This is a genomic window from Bacillus sp. UNC41MFS5 (genome assembly GCF_000686805.1).
Genome location: NZ_JMLP01000005.1, coordinates 458,746 through 476,703, shown reverse-complemented (window position 1 = coordinate 476,703; position 17,958 = coordinate 458,746). Strand labels below are relative to the sequence as shown.

Here is a 17,958-nt window from a genome sequence, read left to right as displayed (position 1 = left end):
GGAGTTGACACCATGTCGATCGAAATTGAATTTGATTCCTCTTGGAAGGATGATTTTCTACATAGAATCGATAACGATGGTCCATGGGGGAATTGGGACCTTTTTAAACTTGCAATTGGAGTAGAGAAACATCTCGTTGTTCCTGATTTCAACGGTTTATTAGCACCAAGTCATTTATCTAATTTAACCCCGCTTCCACACCAACTCGAAACAGCGAAACAAGTGATTGAAAATATGAACGGAAAAGCTATCCTTGCTGATGAAGTTGGGCTTGGAAAAACGATTGAAGCTGGATTAATTCTAAAAGAATATATGATACGCGGATTGGTGAAAAAGGTATTAATTCTTGTCCCTGCTTCCTTAGTTACACAATGGTCGATCGAGCTAAATAGCAAATTTTTCATCCCTGCCATATCACAAAGAAAAAGCTATGTGTGGGAACAGTGTGATGTCGTCGTTTCGTCAATTGATACAGCTAAACGTAATCCACATCGTGACATTATCTACAAACAGGACTATGATCTCATCATCATTGATGAAGCACATAAACTAAAAAATAACAAAACAAAAAACTACGAATTTGTTCAAAATCTGAAAAAGAAATTTTGTTTATTGTTGACGGCAACTCCGATTCAGAACCGAATCGAGGAAATTTTTAATCTAGTTTCGTTATTAAAACCAGGACATTTAGGGAGCGAAACGGCATTCTATGAAAAATACAAGCGTGATGCACGATCCTTAAATGATGATGAACATTTAAAAGAATTAGTAAACAAGGTCATGATTCGGAACAGGCGGGCAGAAACAGGAATCGAATGGACAAAACGGCATGTCGAAACGATTCCAATAGAATGTACCCCTGAGGAGAAAGGTCTTTACGAGTCAATTACTGACTTAAAATGCGAAGGGAATTGGGTACAAACTAGTTCATTCTCAGTCATGACGTTGCAGCGTGAGGCATGCAGCAGCAGAGAGGCCGTTTTTTATACATTAAAGAATATGCTGCAAAAAAAGGAAAACCCAACTCCAGCTTTCGAAGAACAAATTCAGTATTTAATGAAAAAGGTCGAAGCTGTTCAGAAAAATTCCAAAGCGGAAAAAGCTTTAGAGTTAATTCAAAAGGTAAATGATAAAGTGATTATTTTCACAGAATATCGTGCCACCCAAATGTACTTACAATGGTATTTAAAACAGCATGGAATAACATCTGTCCCTTTTCGCGGCGGGTTTAAACGCGGGAAAAAGGACTGGATGAGAGAATTATTTCAAAAGCATGCACAAGTTCTAATTGCGACAGAAGCAGGCGGAGAAGGAATCAACCTTCAATTTTGCAACCACATAATTAATTTTGATTTGCCATGGAATCCAATGAGGCTCGAGCAGCGGATTGGTCGTATTCATCGTCTCGGGCAGGAAAAAGATGTCATGATTTATAACTTTGCAATTAAAAACACTGTCGAGGAGCATATCTTAAAGCTACTTTATGAAAAGATCCATTTATTTGAAAAAGTAATCGGCGAACTTGACGATATTTTAACAAAGTTGGAATTTGGCAATATTGAAGACCACTTAATAGATATATTCGGACAATCCTCTACTGAAGGAGAAATGCGCATTAAAATGGAAAATTTATCATCAATGATTGAATTTGCAGAATCGATGAAGAAAGGAGATTCCCATGCAGCAGCAGGAAATTCATAATTTTCTATTGACCTATTTTCAGGCCAATGATTGTGAAATTGTGGAGAATGGCCCTGGATATTTAATGGTTCAGTTAACAGTGGAACTTGACAAGGAATTAATGAACCGGCCTTTTTACTGGCACTACTTAGAAAAAACAGGCGGAATTCCAAATCCGATGAGGCTAACCTTTATCACGAATCAAGATGCCGCTCCTGAAAACATCAAAGGGGAAATCATTCATTTTGGTTCTCCTCGTCTACATCAAATTTTTGCTTCGACAAAGAAACTAGCCAGCTATATGCGGCTTTACGAAAATCATCGCCATCAGAACAGGCAGACTCCCTTGCTGCCATGGCTATGTATGAATGTTAAAATCTCTTATCAATGTGATCGTAAGCGTGATATTTTTAAGTCAATCGGTTTACAACTTATAAACGGAACAATGGTTGAAGATTTCCATAACAGGCTTCTGCAAATTCCGTTAACACCAAAAATTCCGGATTATTCCTTTACCTTATCACCATTAGTGAGGCCGCAGAGTGGGATGTCAAGGATAGAAACGTATCTATCTTCCGAGATTGAGAAAGATGACCACTCCTGGGCTGAAGACGCAAGAAAACGCTGGGAGCAGGATTTACGACTCTTAAATCATTTTTATGAAGATGTCGAAGAAGAAAATGAAAACTTTGAAACGGAAAAACTAGCCCTAAAAGAACAATACGAACCAAAAATCACCATCTCCTTCATCAACGGAGGCCTCTTCTATCTAACTGACAAAGCTATATAACGGAAAGGGTGTCAGGCACCATGTGAAAATTTCACATGGTGCCTGACACCCAAAAATATTTTGCCGAAAAAATAAAAATATTTTTTGAAAATAAAAAAGGATTAGCAGGAACTCTGTCGAATATTATCAAATGAAAAATAATAAAGGCGGTGGTACCTATTGTTAGCGCGATAGAAATCTTAGCAAATCGAATTATTGCAGATGCGGCACGGAACCAGGCAACAGATATTCACATTATACCAAGGAAGAATGACACACTCATTCAACTACGATTAACCAACAAACTCATTCCCCGACTATCCCTTCCAAAAGACGAATGCGACAGATTAATTTCACATTTTAAATTCACAGCCAATATGGATATCGGCGAAAGAAGACGGCCTCAAAGTGGAGCATTTTTTTGTGAAGTTGACGGACAACTAATGGGCTTAAGACTATCCACACTTCCTTCTAATAACAGAGAGAGCCTTGTCATCCGGCTGCTGCCACAGCAAGAACAAATCCCTTTTCACCAACTCTCACTATTCCCATCAATGACACGAAAACTACTCGCCCTTCTCAAACATGCTCATGGTCTTATCATTTTCACCGGGCCAACTGGCAGCGGCAAAACAACTACACTTTATTCCCTTTTAAATGAAACAGCCCACCTATTTCACCGCAATGTCATCACGCTCGAGGATCCCATCGAAAAAAACTATGACTCCGTCCTGCAAATACAAGTCAATGAAAAAGCAGGTGTAACATATGCAGCTGGTCTAAAGGCTATTCTACGTCATGACCCAGACATTATTATGGTCGGTGAAATTCGCGATGCTGAGACGGCGAAAATTGCAGTAAGAGCTGCCTTAACAGGCCATCTTGTCCTCTCCACGATGCATACTCGCGATGCGAAGGGGGCGGTCTATCGCCTGCGAGAGTTCGGAGTGAATTGGTTAGAAGTTGAACAGACGCTGATTGCGATAACAGCACAAAGATTAGTTGAACTCTCCTGCCCTTTTTGTGAGGGGGAATGCACCCCTATTTGTTATTCCTATGGCAGATGGAAACGTGCGAGTGTATTTGAGCTATTATCAGGAAGAAATTTACACGGTGTAATGAAGGCAGCCCAAGGCGATAAAATAAATCCGCGTTACCGCACCTTAAAAGATGTAATAAACAAAGGTATTGCCCTTGGTTATATTCAAGAATCTGAATACGAGCGATTGGTGTATGATGATGAATCGTCATAAATGGACAGTGAATGAACAAGCAAATTTCTTGAGAAGAACTGGTGAACTTTTGGCAAGGGGATATCCAATTGCACTTGCAATTGAATCCATAGCATTACAATTACCCTCTAAACGAAAGGAGGAACTTAATGATTGTTTAGAAGAATTGAAAAAAGGTTTACCATTTCATGTTGCCTTAAATAATCTTGGCTTCCAAAAAGACTTAGTCGGTTATGTCTATTTTGCCGAACAACATGGCTGCTTTGCGGATGCTCTGCTGGAGGGAAGTGAACTTGCATTACTTAAAGACAAAGATTTACGCAAGCTTCTAAAACTGCTTCAGTATCCTGCTTTGCTTATCGTCATTACAGGTTTTCTATTTATTTTCGTCGAAAATACATTACTGCCAAGGTTCACAAGTCTTTTTTCGTCCCTTGGTCTAGAAGCAAATTTTTTCATGAATGTCATTTACACTTTTGATCGTTATTTTCCAATTGTTATCAGCATCTTGCTTTTTATTCTAACTTTGGGGGCAATTTATTACTTGCTTATATTTCGAAAACTCTCAGTCCTAAAACAAAGGGCACATCTAGTTCGCATCCCAATTGTTGGCAGGATCCTCAAATTACTGTTTACTCACTACTTTTCCATTCAACTAAGCTTCTTACTTTCCGGTGGATTATCGGTTTCTGAAGCACTCCTACTCTTTGAACAGAATCTCAGACATCCTTTTTACAGTCACTTAGCTACTGCAATGAAAAGCAAGCTTATTACCGGAGAAAGATTAGAGTCAATTTTGGCAACCATGTCATACTTCGAAAAAGAATTTCCGATGATTGTAAAACATGGACAAGAAAATGGAAAGTTGGAGCAGGAACTGCTATTTTTCAGCAAGCACTGTATCACAAACATGGAAGAAATGATTCAAAAACGCTTATCAACCATTCAGCCTATTCTTTACATTATTATTGGATTCCTTGTGGTATCGATGTATTTGGCCATCCTATTACCCATGTTTCACCTACTTGATGGTATTTAAAAAAATTGGAGGTTAGTTAGAATGATGAAAAATGAAAAAGGTTTTACATTAATAGAAATGATGATTGTTATGCTAGTAATCTCAGTACTGTTAATTATTACAATTCCTAACGTTGCTAAACATAATTCAAATATCAACAATAAAGGCTGTGAGGCCTACGTGAAAATGGTCCAGGCACAAGTACAAGCATATGAAATGGATAAGAACAAAATCCCCACAATTGCGGAACTAAAAACAGAAGGATATTTAAAGGAAGACGCTAAAGGTTGTCCGAATGGAAAGACAGTTGCAATAGACGTTGATGGTAATGTAACTGCAACAGAAAGTAACTAATCCCTAATGAAAAACAATCAAAACGGCTTCACTTTAATTGAGTCCCTGTTAGTTCTCTCCATCTTCATGATTATCTCCTCAATTACAATTTTCTCCTTAAAACCGCAGCACTCAGTCCTGGAGGATGAGGCCTTTTTAACCCAATTAAAAGCAGACCTATATTATTCACAACAATATGCTATATCTCATCAACATGAAGTATCCGTTGTGATTCTTCCAACGCAGTATAAGTATTACATGCTATTGAGAACCGACCTGCCGCCAATCCTCATGCGAAATTATTCAAGAAATATTTATCTTGCGGAAGGTTCCATACCCTTATATTTCAAATTCCTAAACGATGGAAATGTGAACCAGTTTGGTACCTTTCTCATCCAAACCAAAAATAAAACCTATCAAATGACCGTGTTAATCGGAAAGGGACGGTTTTATGTTAAGGAGTTCTAAAGGCTATTTTCTGCTTGAGCTTCTGCTTTCCCTATCAGCATTGTTTATAATTAGTTTGTTTTTACTGCCATTATTGACCGAACTAAGAGAACAATCCCGACAATTGGAATTAGAAAATAAGGCCCGACAGTTGATGTACGAAGAATTACAAGCGAATTTAGTCAGTAATCGGGGAACATCAAATTCCACTTCTATTCAAAATGGAATTGAATATCAAATCATATGGAAAGACAGTGAGTTGGCTGGACAAAAGGAGGTGTGTGTGAGAGTTGAAAAAAATTCGTTCCTTCCTGAAGTCGAAGTTTGCGGGTTGCTTGAATGACGATGCATTTACACTTATTGAAGTGCTTATTTCTTTTTCTATTTTCACAACAATTATTTTTTTTATGACACCATTATTCCAAATAATTCTTAATAATAAGGATACGGAGGCATCTTTACAAGCAATGGAGTGGGATGTTTTTTCGAGCCAAATAAAAAAGGAGATTCGGCTTTCCAGTCGTGCAGAGGTAATCTCGAATCGGTTAATTCTAACAAAAGAAGCGGAAACCATCCAGTATGAAAAGTACGGAACAAACCTTAGGCGCCGTGTGAATTCAACTGGTCACGAAATACTCCTCCAAAATGTTTCACAGTATTCGTTCACTCTCATAAATAATGCCGTCAAAATCGATGTAACTGACCTAAGGGGAAGAAAATATTCAGTTACTGCTTTCTTAATGGGAAATTGGCTGAATGTCCCATGAAAAATAATGAGAGAGGCTTTACTTACCCACTTACCTTGTGCCTTCTAATCATTTTTTTATTATTTCTTTCGGGCCGAATTGAAGTTTTGTTATCCGAAAGAAAAATGGCTCACGAAACGAATACAATCATGCTCGAGGAGTATTATTTCCTCTCGTCAGTAAAAAAAGTTGAAGCGATGTATCAAAAAACTAGCACATTGCCTGCTAAAGGGACGATTACGTATGTAAAGGGAAACATGGATTACCAAACTGAAACACCCATTGGGTATATTCAAAAAGTCAATTTTACATTGCACCTCAATACTGATGATATAACAGTTAACGGAAGGGGATATTTTGATTCACGGACCAAACGATTATCCAAATGGCTTGAATTGAAATAGTTAAATATGGGCATACTTGTTCATGAAAATTAAAGGCAGGTGTGTGTCCATGAAAACCAATGACTATGTAAAATTCATGACCCAAACGATTGTAAAATATGCAGATCAACCGAAGGATGAAAGGAAGCGTCTTCGTACCGAGCGAAAAGAAACAAAAGCTTCTTTCTGGTATCGTTGGTTCGGTATACTTCCTTACATCCTCTATTTTGAAGTTAAAAAGAGGCGAAGAATGTAACTTCTCAATAAGCTTTATTTTTCCAAAATAACGATATTTTTACTGTTGACAACTGATTTCATTACCGTAACTTGCTGTCTTTTTAACATATTGTTACAATATTAAGTCGCTAATTGTGAACATTTTCTAAACATACTGTGTTAACATTGTTAACCTCATTCCCATGTTAGAAGGGCTGTATTATAATGGAATAAATTATGGGGGTCCGAGGTGAACAATGATGGAACAAACATTAAAGATAACAAACGTTTTATCAGATCCAACACGGTACTATATTTATCAATACATTACCAAACGGCATCAAGAAGTAACAGTACAAGAAGTGGCAGAAAACTTTAATATTCATCCAAATGTTGCACGATTGCATTTATCAAAGCTTGAAGATGTGAATATGTTATTGTCTGAAACGAAGAAAACTGGTAAAGGCGGCAGACCGAGTAGATTATATCGTCTATCAGATGATGTAATACAGTTGCATTTCCCATTTCGTGACTACATGCTCTTATCTAAAGTCGCAATCCAAACCATGATTTCACTTGGAGAGGCTGGAAAAAAAGCACTTTTCCTTACTGGAAAGCGTTTCGGTGCAGAGCTAATTGAACAAGAAAAGGCAAAAAGGGCGTTTGGAGAGGAATTAGAATTTGACCAAAAGCTAACAATATTAAAAAGTGCTGCAACTCTTGCTGGCTTTTATCCTGAATTTGAAGCAAATGGTGATAAAACAAAAATCTATTTCCAAATTTTCAATTGTCCATTCAAAGAAGTGGCCGAAAATCATTCGGAAACGGTTTGTAGTATGCACCATGAATTCTTGAAGGGAATGTTTGGGGCACTTTTTGAATCAGTTGAGTTAATTGAAAAGGATAACATTATTTCTGGATGTGAAACTTGTTCTTATCAAGCGCTTGTAACAAACTAATTCGAAACCATTATTTACATTGTACCTCCTTTTACTTTATAATATTGTAATGATGGGATCGCAGGGTAAAAGGAGGGATACATATGGATCGCATGTTCAGAGTTTGTGGTTTCTGGACGGGCATTTTTACAGTAATGTTTTATCTTGGTGATTTGGATAAGACGGCAATGTTATTCTTAGCCCAGACAGGTTTTTTCGTTCTGCTTAGCTATCTAAAACTATCCGAGCGCATGTATTTGTGGGTATTCGGAGCTTATTTAACCGTTTTCTTCGCAGGCTTCACTTATTGGACAACGTTCATGATGACGCCTGGTGCAGGACATTAAGTAACCAATAGAAAAAAACGCCGGAAAACTCCGGCGTTTTTTCTTTATTCGATGAAGATATCACTCAATTTTAATTTAAGCCCTTTTTGCTGGATAACTACATGAAAGTAGGAACTAATCCCTGAGGGCATAATTAAACTGCGAATCGCTCGATTCCGTTTACTTACCTCTGAAAAGGGATTGGGATCATAATGGTTTGCTAATTCTTTCAGAATACCTGCCTGTAATAAAAACTCATCCTGCCTTAGCTTTGAAATAATTTCTAAGTTTTCCTGTTCACCTTTTCGAATAAGATAATCAAAATGGATATGAGTTGTGATATCCATTTCACCAGGGTTTTGCAAGATGTCATCAATCATCTGGTGCTGATAATAACCTCTTAAACTCCCCTTTACCCTTCTAGGGTCCATCCACTCCTCATTTGTATAACCATAATCAGCTGTTACTACAATCCCTTTTAACAATGCACGGGAGATTTCCTTTATCATCTCCACCATGGCTAACGGGACCTCCAACCGCTGCTTTTCCTTTAATTCAATCTGGCTTTCCTTTAAAAACAATTTGATATCTGAATTGGTTAAAGGTACCTTTTGTTCATACAGTTTATTATTTCGAATTCCTATCATAACTTCATGAAGTTCATCCTTTTCTTTTTCAATGACATGAACTGGTAATGCATCAAAGAGTTCGTTAGAAAAAATCATTCCTTCAAATGCGGTAACTTCGTTAATGTTCTCCACTTGGACAATTGGAAAATCGGCCATTAACAGTTCCCGTTGCAGTTTCCGATGAAAAGGGCTGCTTTCAACAATAATATATGTTAAAGGGGTTTGAATCCTTTCTTTCCATTCCTGTAAAAACGCTTTGGCGAAACGTCCATTTCCAGCACCTATTTCACAAAATACAGGGTCAAGTTGTGCCCTCTTACATACTTGAGAAAACCATGTTGCCATCAATCTTCCATATATATCAGAAATATTACTTGTTGTTATGAAATCACCTTGCCGCCCAATTTTTGGTTTATCCTTCATATAATAGCCAAATTCAGGATGATACAATGCTGAACCAATGTATTTTTCATAGGTGATTAACTCATTGGGAGAAGTTGAAAATAATGTTCTAAAAAATGTGTTCATATATGCTCCTTTTCAAATAAACACTATTGACACAGTGAAAACTTTATAATATTGTAAGGTTAGTAGCTTAAACTTTATCCCCTCCCATATTAGAATAGAATATCCCCCAGAAAAACCCTTCTCATTTCGGAGAAGGGTTTTTCTAAATTGTCTCCCCTAGTTGCTAAAATCCATTCAAAAACGGATTACTGTCCATTTCCTCACCAATAGTTGTCACAGGTCCATGACCAGATAATACAAACGTTTCCTCAGGTAATACAAGCAGCTTATCGTGTATACTTTTTAATAACTGTGATGCGTTCCCTTCCGTTAGGTCTGTACGGCCAATACTGCCCTGAAAAAGGGCATCTCCAGAGATAACAAATCCTTGCTCTTCAAAATAACAAGAGATACTTCCTGGTGAATGACCAGGGGTATGAAAAATGCTAAATTCAAATTCACCTATTTTCATAACGCCTTCATTTTTAATAATCTGATCAGCCGGATTGACTCTTATTGAATCCTGAATCATAAAAAATTGTGAACCATTTCGTGCAGGGTCACCAAGCCAGTTTTCTTCCTTTTTGTGAAGATATACTGGAATTTTATAAAAGTCCCTTACTTCATCGACACCTCCGATATGATCAAAATGTGCATGAGTTAGAATAATGGCAAGTGGTTTCAGTTTTCTATTATTCAACAAATGAATGAGCTTTTTCCCTTCACTGCCGGGATCAAAAATTAAACATGATCGGTCGGAATTTTCTACGATGTAACAGTTAGTTTGAAGTGCCCCCAATGGAATTTGTTGCCATTTCATATTTTCGTACCTCCAATTGAATTTGCGATATCATTATTTTACACTAAGTATTAAGCAGAGAGAAAGAATACAAATTCACTCGAGTTCTTTTTTGCTCTCGACAAACGAAAGAAAAAAATATAAAATAAGAATCGAATGTAAATAATATAGGTACATAATTTTCTTTAATTTGTTTGATGTATGCCTGCTTATAATAATAAAAGGGGGATTTTTCATGGGTTTAGTAATTATCTTTGCTATCGTAACAATCCTTGCGGCTTACGGTGGATTTTCAGCACTAAAGAAAAAAAATTTCTTAGCTGCATTTTGGGGTGTAGCTTCATTTGTGGTTTTCGGCTGGTTTACAGTTATGACCATCATTAATTCTGGATTTCCAACAGGAACTCACTAAGAATTTTAAAAGACTGCCAAACGGCAGTCTTTTTATTTTACATGGAGTGAAATTGTCCACAACTCACATATAACTTCTTTGTAATCCCTTTGCGTTTAGACCTCATTTAAAAGGCTAGTAACCCGGTCTACTTTATATTCCATACTTCGCTTGACATCTCTTCTGTCATCAATACGAATCGTTGTAGCCACCCGCTGGATTCCTTCAGAGAAGGGTACCTCGTGCATTTCTTGAATAACTTCAAATAGGATGGAAAGTTCACCTTCGATAATGGTATTCATGGGTGTTAATTGAAAACGTATTTTCCCTTCCTCTTGATATTTTCTCAAAACCTTTTGAACACTTGCTACATATTTACTAACACTAGGAGTTTCTGTTCCAATTGGAATAACAGTTACATCTACAATAGCCATGACTGAATACCTGCCTCTTTAAGTTTTTGATTCAACGTGATTTTATCATAACAGAAGCTAAAATAAAAAAATGACGCTGTCCATACTAGTGTCATTCTCTTATCAAGTCATATATTTTCTTATTATTAAGGTCAATAATTTTTTCAAACCGATTCCCATACAAAACAGCCTCACCTGAAGGTGACAGTATCAATGGCTCATTTTCTAATCCTTCCATTATTAGATCGCTGCGGCCATTCTTAAGATTATAATTTACAAGTTGGAAACCCTCTGAATAAGCATCTGATTCTCCACCTGATAGGGGTCTTAGGGTAGTAAATTGGCTTTTTTCTTCATTATAGCCATAAAAAGGAACTAACCAATCTGAATACTTTGTTAACTGCGGCATTGAAAAAGTAGATAGTTTACGTAGTTCTTTATCATAAAATGAATAACTGGACATGGATTGGTTTTGTTCATTTATGGTGATTGTCATGGTTAAGTCAGGAAACGCAGAAAAATGAATAACTGAAGAAAACAACTTCTTCTCAATCCCAGTTTCTAAATTTCTAGCATTAAGTGGTGCAAATAAGGATGGCTGATCTTCATTCCAATTAATCCAAGCTATCTGATTTCTAGCTATCCACTTCATAAAAGGCTGAGGCACATCAAGTTCGGTTGTGGTTGATTGTTCCAAGTCCAGTAATAACACTTGAAAACTCCAATCCTCAGCAAATTTTGTTACTAAGACCTGAGAATCATTATACGGATTCCATTCAAATGCTAATTCATAGGATGGAAAATCCTTTTGAAGGATTACTCTTCCTTTTGTATTAATTATTGTAACTAATCCTTCGGCTGCTGATTGCGAAGTATGGATAAGAATATTTTTTCGGGAAGGACTAATTTGTACATTGATGATGGGATATTCACTTTTATAAATTAATTCACTGTTACCTGCAAAGAGATCGTAGCGGTATATACTTGAAGATTGTTCTAGATTCGTAATATAGAGGACTTGTTTCTCAGAAAGCCAGCCGGCAAGTTTGGAAAATTCACCTTCAGGGATAGAAATTGGTAATTTCCACTTATCTCCAGAAGCAGTGGTAACCGGAGATTTAGGCTTTACGTTTTTAGCAGGAACTTTTAGTTTTACTTGCTCGTTTTGAGCGCATGCACCTAAGATGAGAATCAAAAATAATAAATAGAGGACCGGAAACTTTGGAATTATACTATTTCTCCTGCTCAATTTAATCAATACTTCCTCCTCTCTTATTCTCTCTCAAAAATAAGTACGTTTTTTGAACTAAAATGTTTCAATATTATAACAAATTTTTCAAAATAGAAAAAAAGCCATACATGTCTATTACAAGTAAAGTAATAAAGGAAAAACCGCACCACTGCGGAATTCCCTTTATTTTCTACTGATTCAAGTTACTTTTAATAAGCCATGCAGCACCAAGTACACCTGCATCATTTCCGAGTGTAGCCAATGCTAGTTTTGTTGAGTCACCAACTGCTGAAAAAGCAAACTTCTCAAAATTACTTTTTACTGGATTTAATAAAATATCGCCTGCTTTAGAAACACCGCCTCCAAGAACGATTTTTTCCGGATTAAGTGTATTGGCAATACTAGCTAATGCAAAGCCTAAGTGAAATGAAACCTCATTCAATACGGTCTGAGCCAACCGATCATTATTGCGTGCCGCATCAAAGACGTCTTTAGCAGTAATCGTGTTATTCTCAGTCATTTTTGCAGTTAATTCACTTTGTATCCCCTTAGCAAGTTCCATTCGGGCTAAGCGTACAATTCCTGTTGCAGAAGCCACGGTTTCAAGACAACCCGTTTTCCCACAGTTACATTGTGCTCCATCAAATGGAATGGCAGTAATATGGCCGATTTCACCAGCTGCACCATTAATACCTTGAACAACTTTTCCACCAGTAATAACACCTCCCCCGACACCTGTTCCAAGGGTAACGCAAACAAGATCCTTCGCACCATTGCCTGCACCCATCCACATTTCACCCAACGCTGCACAATTCGCGTCATTCTCAATCGCAGCTGGGAGTGAAGTTGCGTTCTCAAGAATTTTCTTTAAAGGATAGTTATTTGGCCAGCCTAAGTTTACAACATTTAAAAGTATGCCCTTTTCATAGTTAACCGGACCGGGTGACCCCATACCAATTCCTATTAAATGATCTTTTGTTTGACCAAGTTCCGTTAGTTTTTCATCAATTGCAATTGCGATATTATTGGTTATGTTTTTTCCTTCATTCGTATTATCCGTTGGAATTTCCCATTTACGAACGATCTCGCCATCCATTGTTATAAAAGCTAGTTTAGTTGTTGTACCACCAAGGTCAACACCGACAATCCATTGTTTCGACAATAAAATCACCTATCTTATTTTTTTTCTTTTTGAAATTGTATTTCATGCCTCAAAATTAATAATGCGGTTTGGAATTCTCTTGGTTCTATTAGTTGTGATTGATATAGTTCCTTTAATTCCATTTCCATTAATTCAAGGTCAGCAACCCGATCACCAATATAAATTATTGTTCCAAATCTCTTTAAAAATTGTTGAATATCATAAATTGTTTTCATCCTATATCTCCTAGTTATTTAATGGAGAAAAAAATATTATCCAAGAAAAAGTATAACCTACCGCGGCATCTATCCTCAAGAAAATATAATCTTAGTTTTAGAGAAACTTCAATTCTACTCCCCATTATTGGAAGTTTGGAGTTGGCGATTAATCTCTTGTAGTAAATCAGCATAATCCTGTTGATTCGGATTAAGCTTCATAGCCTGCTGTATATTTTCCTTAGCTTCTTCCAATTCTTTTTGTTCCAGGTTAATAAGCGCTAAATTAAAGAAAGCCTCATCAAAACTTGGGTCTAGTTTTATTGCCTTTTCTAAATGTGTCTTGGCTTCTGTGAGCATTTCCTTCTTAATTTCTACGAAGGACAAGAGAAAATAAGTTTTCTCTGATACATTCACTGCATTTTTTTCAGATTCCTTTAATACGTTATATGCCTTATCATAATTGTTTTGTTTTATATATTCCTGTGCCATTAACAAACTGGAGTTTTCATCATGAGATTTTCCAGATGCACTATAACCGTATAATAGAGAACCCCACAACAGTGCTGCGGATGCAATTAAAAATAACATTTGCAGCAGTATTTTTTTCTTCTTAGGCAAGTAGACAACACCAGCGGCAAGGAATCCCCCAACCAATCCACCTAGATGTCCAGCATTATCTATTCCAGATGCAGAGAACCCAATCATCAAATTTATTCCGAGCACAACAAGCAAATTTACTCCCATTGTTCGGAAAAATAATTTCGGGTAAATAACTCCGAAATAAAGTAACGCACCAAAACAGCCAAAAATTGCACCACTTGCCCCTGCTGATAAGTTAGCACTAAAGATAAAACTAGCAATAAAGCCTGTAACTCCGGCAAATAAGTAAATCACTAAAAAGCGAAGGCTTCCATAAATTCTTTCTACTTCTATACCAAGAAAGTATAAAGCTAATGTATTCATCGCTAGATGGACGAAACCAATATGAAGAAAAACCGGAGTAATAAATCTCCACCATTCCCCATCAACAATCAATTGATTGACTTTTGCTCCATATTTAATCAAAGTGGAAGTATTGGTGCTCCCGCCATTAACTTGAAGCCAGAAAAAAACAGCAATCTGGATTGCGATAAATACATAAGTAAAGAATGGTTTACCACTTAATAGAATCGCTCGTTCCGTCTTTACTTTTTTTATTGCATAATCTAAGGCTGCTTTCTTCATTAATTCAACATCTTCTTCTGAATAGTTTTCATTTATAGAAAAAGAAATATCAAGCGATAGCCTCTCGGATAAATGTCTGAAACCTTCCTCGTATTGTCCCTGCGCAAATAGGACCGAGGTAACCATGGTCTTATTTCCATCTGAATGAACAAAAGGCTTTGCGAGACGAAATTCGTATTCATCAACAGGTGGAAATTGACTGACGTAGATGTTAACGACCTTCAACTCATGACGACCAATTTGTTTTCGGACTTTTTCTCCATTGGCAGCAGTAAACTCAATATCCCGCTGCATGGCATTACTCCAGTCCAAATTGTGATGCAGCATGCGAATGATAGGTGCTTTTTTATTTTCGAGCTTTTCGAGCCATAATTCTTTTTGATTTTCAAATAATTGAATAATACGATAACCATGATCAGATATCAATGAATAGGCCAAATTCCAAAAAATGAATCCTTCTCTATTACTCATTTCCCCCCAACTTCCTATGTAAGAATAAGCTTCAGGCAAACCTGCTTTCATTTTATTCGTCTTTAACTTTCATTATAAACGAAATCGTTCGTTACAATAATCAAACAAGTTGATTATTTTTTGCAGCCAACTTAATAAATTAAAACAAAAAAACCATCTGTGGTTTTCACCATTCAGATGGTCTTCCAAACATCGATTGCATCATTTTTTGCTTTAAACCTGGGAAACTCATGATTGAGCCTACAGCAATTCTGCGCATCCAACTAGATCCTAGAAGGACATTAATAAGTCGGAATTTGTACTTATAAACCAAATACCCTATTGAACCAATCATTAATATGGATGTTAATATGCGAGACATCATCATCCCTCCTTCTTCTATTTTGTGATGAAGAAGAATAAATTATCCAATAAAAATGATTGAATTCTTATTAATAGTTCTTAAAGACAGGTTCCATTGTTTTCTTTAATACATTCACGGAATTCTCGAATTTTGCTTGCTCTTCTTGATTTAAATTCAGTTCAACCACTTGTCTAACTCCCTCACGATTAACTACGGCTGGAACACCAATAAAAATATCGTTTTGTCCGTATTCTCCATCTAGATAAGAGGAGACAGTGAGGACAGAATTTTCATCACGGAGAATTGCTTTGGTCAATCTGACAAGACCCATAGCAATTCCATAATAGGTTGCACCTTTTCGTTCAATGATATGGTAAGCAGCATCCCGAACATTTAGAAAGATTTGATCAAGGTCCGTTTGGTTAAAACCACTTTTGATTTTTGACCAATCATTAATGGAAGTTCCAGCAATATCAGCATTGCTCCACACAGGCAATTCTGTATCGCCATGTTCTCCAATGATATAGGCATGCACGTTTCGGGTGTCCACATCAAAATAATCACCCAACAAAAACCGAAAACGAGCTGTATCTAAAATCGTCCCTGAACCAATTACCCGTTCTTTCGGTAAACCTGAAAATTTCCAAACCGCATATGTTAAAATATCCACTGGATTTGTGGCCACAAGGAAAATACCGTCGAAACCACTTGCCATAATTTCGTCCACAATTCCTTTGAAAATTCTTGTATTCTTTTCTACCAAGTCAAGCCGTGTCTCTCCTGGCTTTTGATTAGCACCTGCTGTGATCACGACAAGATCAGCCTGACCACAATCCTGGTAACTACCATACCATATCTTTGTTCGCGATGGAGAGAATGGTAAGCCATGATTTAGATCCATCGCGTCTCCTTCTGCTTTTTCCTTATTTAAATCAATTAAGACTAGTTCTTCCGTAATGCCTTGATTTAATAGTGCAAAAGCATAGCTTGAGCCAACAAATCCGGTTCCTATGAGAGCAACTCTATTTACGCGTCGATTTACCATGACCATTCCTCCATTTGAAAGTATAATAATACTGTTACAAGTTCAGTTGATAGGATGGGTTACTTATTTAAGTACGTGATTATGATTGCAAGCAAAGCAGCAATAAATCCTGAAAGAAAATTCACCATATCATTATCTACAAAGCCCCACCCTTTTATTCTAGTGGTCTGCATCTGACAATGACTCTTCTTCTCAGTTTCAATACCACATTGCCCACATACATATACCTGTTGGTAATAGGCTCCAATCAACGTATCAATGACATTCCCGAGATAACCAAATAAAAATACCAAACAAGTTAAAAAAAGATCTAAATCAAAAAGCCAAAATCCGATAATTGAAATGAGGAAAGAGCCTGCAAATGATGCCGCACTTCCTAAAAAACTAATCGCTCCAGATGTCCCTTTTTCGACTCGTTTAAAGGTGCGTATGTATAAGGGGTCTTGTTTACTTAAACTGCCAATTTCAGAAGCCCATGTATCAGAATTTGCACTTGCAAGACAAACTAAAAAGCCAATTAACCAAATCATATCATGATTAAAATAATGAATGATACTGAAAAGTCCCGCAGCTCCTCCATTCGCAGCAACTTGACCCCAATCTCTTGTAGCGCCTTTTGCCAACTTTTCTTCTATTATGTACTTTGAACTACTCTTATATTTTGACCAAAAACTTGATGAAGTATAAAAAGCACCAAGCAGGCAAATACCGTTCACACCGAATCCTAAATAAACCGCTAGTCCAACAATACTTGCTGCAAAAGCACCCGATTGGGTCAAAGATTTAAAGTGATAACCTGAAGCGGCTGCTAAAAGGATAAAAATGAAGATAATAATGGTTTCAATCATCTTATCTTGATAACCTCAACGTTTGTAATAATTTTTGAAACAGGAATATCATGATCCTCCACAAGAAATTGTGGCACCAGCTGCTCGGCAAAGGCAAGTGAGAGGGTTTTACCAGAGTATTTTTGTAAATAACGATCATAATAACCTCCTCCAAAGCCCAAACGGTAACCTTCTCGTGTATAGGCCAAACCTGGAACAATGAGTAAATCAATCCTATCAGCCCTCATTGGATTGGTTATTTCCTCAATTGGCTCTAGTAAACCATAAAATACTGTCTCGAGTTGCGAAAAATCGGTGATTGTTCTAAAAGTCATCTTCTTTTCCTTGGGGTCACATTTTGGGACAACTACTTGTTTCCCTAATTCCCATGCTCTCTCAATAATTGGATATGTATCAACTTCTGGCTTTTTTGATATGGTTAATCCTATCACTTGTGCTTGTTTCCAATCTTGATCCTCATAAAGTTTGGACGCTATTTTATTTGAATAATCTTCGTATAAAGGTTTTGTAAGACTCGAAAGTTTCTCTTTCATATCATTGCGAATAGACACTTTATTATTCATCACAGGAAACCTCACCTCTAATTTTTAGGCAACAAAAAAAGCAGCAG

24 protein-coding genes are annotated in these 17,958 nt (G+C 36.9%); 13 read left to right on the top strand and 11 right to left on the bottom strand.

Features of this window, described 5'->3' with window-relative positions; translation table 11 throughout:
- Nucleotides 1-12 precede the first annotated feature (12 nt).
- The 12 genes from BR30_RS0102470 (at nucleotide 13) to BR30_RS0102415 (ending at nucleotide 8,109) form a co-directional block, all read left to right on the top strand.
- Entirely contained in the window at nucleotides 13-1,701 is a 1,689-nt protein-coding gene (locus BR30_RS0102470; RefSeq protein WP_026563602.1) for a DEAD/DEAH box helicase, read from the top strand.
- A complete protein-coding gene (locus BR30_RS0102465) occupies nucleotides 1,679-2,470 on the top strand; it encodes a YqhG family protein (RefSeq protein ID WP_026563601.1) in 792 nt (263 codons plus the stop codon). The genes BR30_RS0102470 and BR30_RS0102465 overlap by 23 nt, the downstream gene beginning before the upstream one ends.
- Nucleotides 2,471-2,619: 149 nt before the next feature.
- Entirely contained in the window at nucleotides 2,620-3,702 is a 1,083-nt protein-coding gene (comGA, locus tag BR30_RS0102460; protein ID WP_051633430.1) for a competence type IV pilus ATPase ComGA, read from the top strand.
- Nucleotides 3,689-4,720 (top strand): competence type IV pilus assembly protein ComGB, encoded by a 1,032-nt coding sequence (comGB, locus tag BR30_RS0102455; protein WP_026563599.1) that lies wholly within the window; start codon nucleotides 3,689-3,691, stop codon nucleotides 4,718-4,720. The genes comGA and comGB overlap by 14 nt, the downstream gene beginning before the upstream one ends.
- Before the next feature lie 24 nt (nucleotides 4,721-4,744).
- Nucleotides 4,745-5,053: a competence type IV pilus major pilin ComGC gene (gene comGC, locus BR30_RS0102450; RefSeq protein WP_035444984.1), complete on the top strand. Its 309-nt coding sequence runs from the start codon at nucleotides 4,745-4,747 to the stop codon at nucleotides 5,051-5,053.
- Between the two features lie 6 nt (nucleotides 5,054-5,059).
- Nucleotides 5,060-5,500, top strand: a complete 441-nt coding sequence (gene comGD / locus BR30_RS0102445; RefSeq protein WP_026563597.1) for a competence type IV pilus minor pilin ComGD — start codon at nucleotides 5,060-5,062, stop codon at nucleotides 5,498-5,500.
- Nucleotides 5,484-5,822, top strand: coding sequence for a competence type IV pilus minor pilin ComGE (gene comGE / locus BR30_RS0102440; protein WP_026563596.1), 339 nt, complete (start codon nucleotides 5,484-5,486; stop codon nucleotides 5,820-5,822). The genes comGD and comGE overlap by 17 nt, the downstream gene beginning before the upstream one ends.
- Complete coding sequence (comGF, locus tag BR30_RS0102435; RefSeq protein ID WP_231507608.1) at nucleotides 5,770-6,246, top strand: competence type IV pilus minor pilin ComGF; 477 nt, start codon at nucleotides 5,770-5,772, stop codon at nucleotides 6,244-6,246. The genes comGE and comGF overlap by 53 nt, the downstream gene beginning before the upstream one ends.
- Nucleotides 6,228-6,629 (top strand): competence type IV pilus minor pilin ComGG, encoded by a 402-nt coding sequence (gene comGG / locus BR30_RS0102430; RefSeq protein WP_231507607.1) that lies wholly within the window; start codon nucleotides 6,228-6,230, stop codon nucleotides 6,627-6,629. The genes comGF and comGG overlap by 19 nt, the downstream gene beginning before the upstream one ends.
- A gap of 49 nt (nucleotides 6,630-6,678) precedes the next feature.
- Nucleotides 6,679-6,864, top strand: coding sequence for a YqzE family protein (locus tag BR30_RS0102425; protein WP_026563593.1), 186 nt, complete (start codon nucleotides 6,679-6,681; stop codon nucleotides 6,862-6,864).
- 220 nt (nucleotides 6,865-7,084) lie between these two features.
- A complete protein-coding gene (locus BR30_RS0102420) occupies nucleotides 7,085-7,783 on the top strand; it encodes a helix-turn-helix transcriptional regulator (protein ID WP_026563592.1) in 699 nt (232 codons plus the stop codon).
- A gap of 83 nt (nucleotides 7,784-7,866) precedes the next feature.
- Nucleotides 7,867-8,109, top strand: a complete 243-nt coding sequence (locus BR30_RS0102415; RefSeq protein WP_026563591.1) for a DUF2626 domain-containing protein — start codon at nucleotides 7,867-7,869, stop codon at nucleotides 8,107-8,109.
- A gap of 44 nt (nucleotides 8,110-8,153) precedes the next feature.
- Here the strand turns inward: BR30_RS0102415 and BR30_RS0102410 are convergent, their stop codons facing one another.
- Nucleotides 8,154-9,245 carry a class I SAM-dependent methyltransferase gene (locus BR30_RS0102410; RefSeq protein ID WP_026563590.1) on the bottom strand — a complete coding sequence of 364 codons (1,092 nt, stop codon included), beginning with the start codon at nucleotides 9,243-9,245 and terminating at the stop codon, nucleotides 8,154-8,156.
- A 163-nt stretch (nucleotides 9,246-9,408) separates the two neighbouring features.
- The gene (locus BR30_RS0102405) at nucleotides 9,409-10,044 is read right to left on the bottom strand and encodes an MBL fold metallo-hydrolase (RefSeq protein ID WP_026563589.1); all 636 of its coding nucleotides are present in this window, start codon (nucleotides 10,042-10,044) and stop codon (nucleotides 9,409-9,411) included.
- Nucleotides 10,045-10,258: 214 nt separating this feature from the next.
- Between BR30_RS0102405 and BR30_RS35605 the strand changes: the two genes are divergently transcribed.
- Nucleotides 10,259-10,435 (top strand): DUF2759 domain-containing protein, encoded by a 177-nt coding sequence (locus BR30_RS35605; protein WP_026563588.1) that lies wholly within the window; start codon nucleotides 10,259-10,261, stop codon nucleotides 10,433-10,435.
- A gap of 95 nt (nucleotides 10,436-10,530) precedes the next feature.
- On the opposite strand, the gene BR30_RS0102395 is transcribed toward BR30_RS35605, so the two are convergent.
- From BR30_RS0102395 to BR30_RS0102355, 9 genes are all read right to left on the bottom strand, one after another.
- Nucleotides 10,531-10,848 (bottom strand): MTH1187 family thiamine-binding protein, encoded by a 318-nt coding sequence (locus BR30_RS0102395; RefSeq protein ID WP_026563587.1) that lies wholly within the window; start codon nucleotides 10,846-10,848, stop codon nucleotides 10,531-10,533.
- A 91-nt stretch (nucleotides 10,849-10,939) separates the two neighbouring features.
- Nucleotides 10,940-12,085: a YqgU-like beta propeller domain-containing protein gene (locus tag BR30_RS0102390; protein WP_026563586.1), complete on the bottom strand. Its 1,146-nt coding sequence runs from the start codon at nucleotides 12,083-12,085 to the stop codon at nucleotides 10,940-10,942.
- Between the two features lie 163 nt (nucleotides 12,086-12,248).
- On the bottom strand, nucleotides 12,249-13,220 hold the full coding sequence (locus tag BR30_RS0102385) for an ROK family glucokinase (protein WP_026563585.1): 972 nt from the start codon (nucleotides 13,218-13,220) through the stop codon (nucleotides 12,249-12,251).
- 14 nt (nucleotides 13,221-13,234) lie between these two features.
- The gene (locus BR30_RS0102380; protein ID WP_026563584.1) at nucleotides 13,235-13,435 is read right to left on the bottom strand and encodes a YqgQ family protein; all 201 of its coding nucleotides are present in this window, start codon (nucleotides 13,433-13,435) and stop codon (nucleotides 13,235-13,237) included.
- Nucleotides 13,436-13,549: 114 nt separating this feature from the next.
- The gene (locus BR30_RS0102375) at nucleotides 13,550-15,112 is read right to left on the bottom strand and encodes a rhomboid family protein (RefSeq protein ID WP_026563583.1); all 1,563 of its coding nucleotides are present in this window, start codon (nucleotides 15,110-15,112) and stop codon (nucleotides 13,550-13,552) included.
- Between the two features lie 166 nt (nucleotides 15,113-15,278).
- Nucleotides 15,279-15,473: a hypothetical protein gene (locus BR30_RS0102370; RefSeq protein ID WP_026563582.1), complete on the bottom strand. Its 195-nt coding sequence runs from the start codon at nucleotides 15,471-15,473 to the stop codon at nucleotides 15,279-15,281.
- 70 nt (nucleotides 15,474-15,543) lie between these two features.
- Nucleotides 15,544-16,500 carry an L-lactate dehydrogenase gene (locus tag BR30_RS0102365; protein ID WP_026563581.1) on the bottom strand — a complete coding sequence of 319 codons (957 nt, stop codon included), beginning with the start codon at nucleotides 16,498-16,500 and terminating at the stop codon, nucleotides 15,544-15,546.
- Between the two features lie 59 nt (nucleotides 16,501-16,559).
- Entirely contained in the window at nucleotides 16,560-17,348 is a 789-nt protein-coding gene (locus BR30_RS0102360) for a DUF92 domain-containing protein (protein WP_026563580.1), read from the bottom strand.
- The gene (locus BR30_RS0102355) at nucleotides 17,345-17,911 is read right to left on the bottom strand and encodes a 5-formyltetrahydrofolate cyclo-ligase (protein WP_026563579.1); all 567 of its coding nucleotides are present in this window, start codon (nucleotides 17,909-17,911) and stop codon (nucleotides 17,345-17,347) included. The genes BR30_RS0102360 and BR30_RS0102355 overlap by 4 nt, the downstream gene beginning before the upstream one ends.
- Nucleotides 17,912-17,958: the final 47 nt, after the last annotated feature.

Excerpts from the sequence above, each read along its gene's own strand:
- BR30_RS0102470 (WP_026563602.1), top strand. The coding sequence starts at position 13 with ATGTCGATCGAAATTGAATTTGATTCCTCTTGGAAGGATGATTTTCTA.
- BR30_RS0102465 (WP_026563601.1), top strand. The coding sequence starts at position 1,679 with ATGCAGCAGCAGGAAATTCATAATTTTCTATTGACCTATTTTCAGGCC.
- comGB (WP_026563599.1), top strand. The coding sequence starts at position 3,689 with ATGAATCGTCATAAATGGACAGTGAATGAACAAGCAAATTTCTTGAGA.
- comGC (WP_035444984.1), top strand. The coding sequence starts at position 4,745 with ATGAAAAATGAAAAAGGTTTTACATTAATAGAAATGATGATTGTTATG.
- comGD (WP_026563597.1), top strand. The coding sequence starts at position 5,060 with ATGAAAAACAATCAAAACGGCTTCACTTTAATTGAGTCCCTGTTAGTT.
- comGE (WP_026563596.1), top strand. The coding sequence starts at position 5,484 with ATGTTAAGGAGTTCTAAAGGCTATTTTCTGCTTGAGCTTCTGCTTTCC.
- BR30_RS0102425 (WP_026563593.1), top strand. The coding sequence starts at position 6,679 with ATGAAAACCAATGACTATGTAAAATTCATGACCCAAACGATTGTAAAA.
- BR30_RS0102420 (WP_026563592.1), top strand. The coding sequence starts at position 7,085 with ATGGAACAAACATTAAAGATAACAAACGTTTTATCAGATCCAACACGG.
- BR30_RS0102415 (WP_026563591.1), top strand. The coding sequence starts at position 7,867 with ATGGATCGCATGTTCAGAGTTTGTGGTTTCTGGACGGGCATTTTTACA.
- BR30_RS0102410 (WP_026563590.1), bottom strand. The coding sequence starts at position 9,245 with ATGAACACATTTTTTAGAACATTATTTTCAACTTCTCCCAATGAGTTA.
- BR30_RS0102405 (WP_026563589.1), bottom strand. The coding sequence starts at position 10,044 with ATGAAATGGCAACAAATTCCATTGGGGGCACTTCAAACTAACTGTTAC.
- BR30_RS35605 (WP_026563588.1), top strand. The coding sequence starts at position 10,259 with ATGGGTTTAGTAATTATCTTTGCTATCGTAACAATCCTTGCGGCTTAC.
- BR30_RS0102395 (WP_026563587.1), bottom strand. The coding sequence starts at position 10,848 with ATGGCTATTGTAGATGTAACTGTTATTCCAATTGGAACAGAAACTCCT.
- BR30_RS0102380 (WP_026563584.1), bottom strand. The coding sequence starts at position 13,435 with ATGAAAACAATTTATGATATTCAACAATTTTTAAAGAGATTTGGAACA.
- BR30_RS0102375 (WP_026563583.1), bottom strand. The coding sequence starts at position 15,112 with ATGAGTAATAGAGAAGGATTCATTTTTTGGAATTTGGCCTATTCATTG.
- BR30_RS0102370 (WP_026563582.1), bottom strand. The coding sequence starts at position 15,473 with ATGTCTCGCATATTAACATCCATATTAATGATTGGTTCAATAGGGTAT.
- BR30_RS0102365 (WP_026563581.1), bottom strand. The coding sequence starts at position 16,500 with ATGGTAAATCGACGCGTAAATAGAGTTGCTCTCATAGGAACCGGATTT.
- BR30_RS0102360 (WP_026563580.1), bottom strand. The coding sequence starts at position 17,348 with ATGATTGAAACCATTATTATCTTCATTTTTATCCTTTTAGCAGCCGCT.
- BR30_RS0102355 (WP_026563579.1), bottom strand. The coding sequence starts at position 17,911 with ATGAATAATAAAGTGTCTATTCGCAATGATATGAAAGAGAAACTTTCG.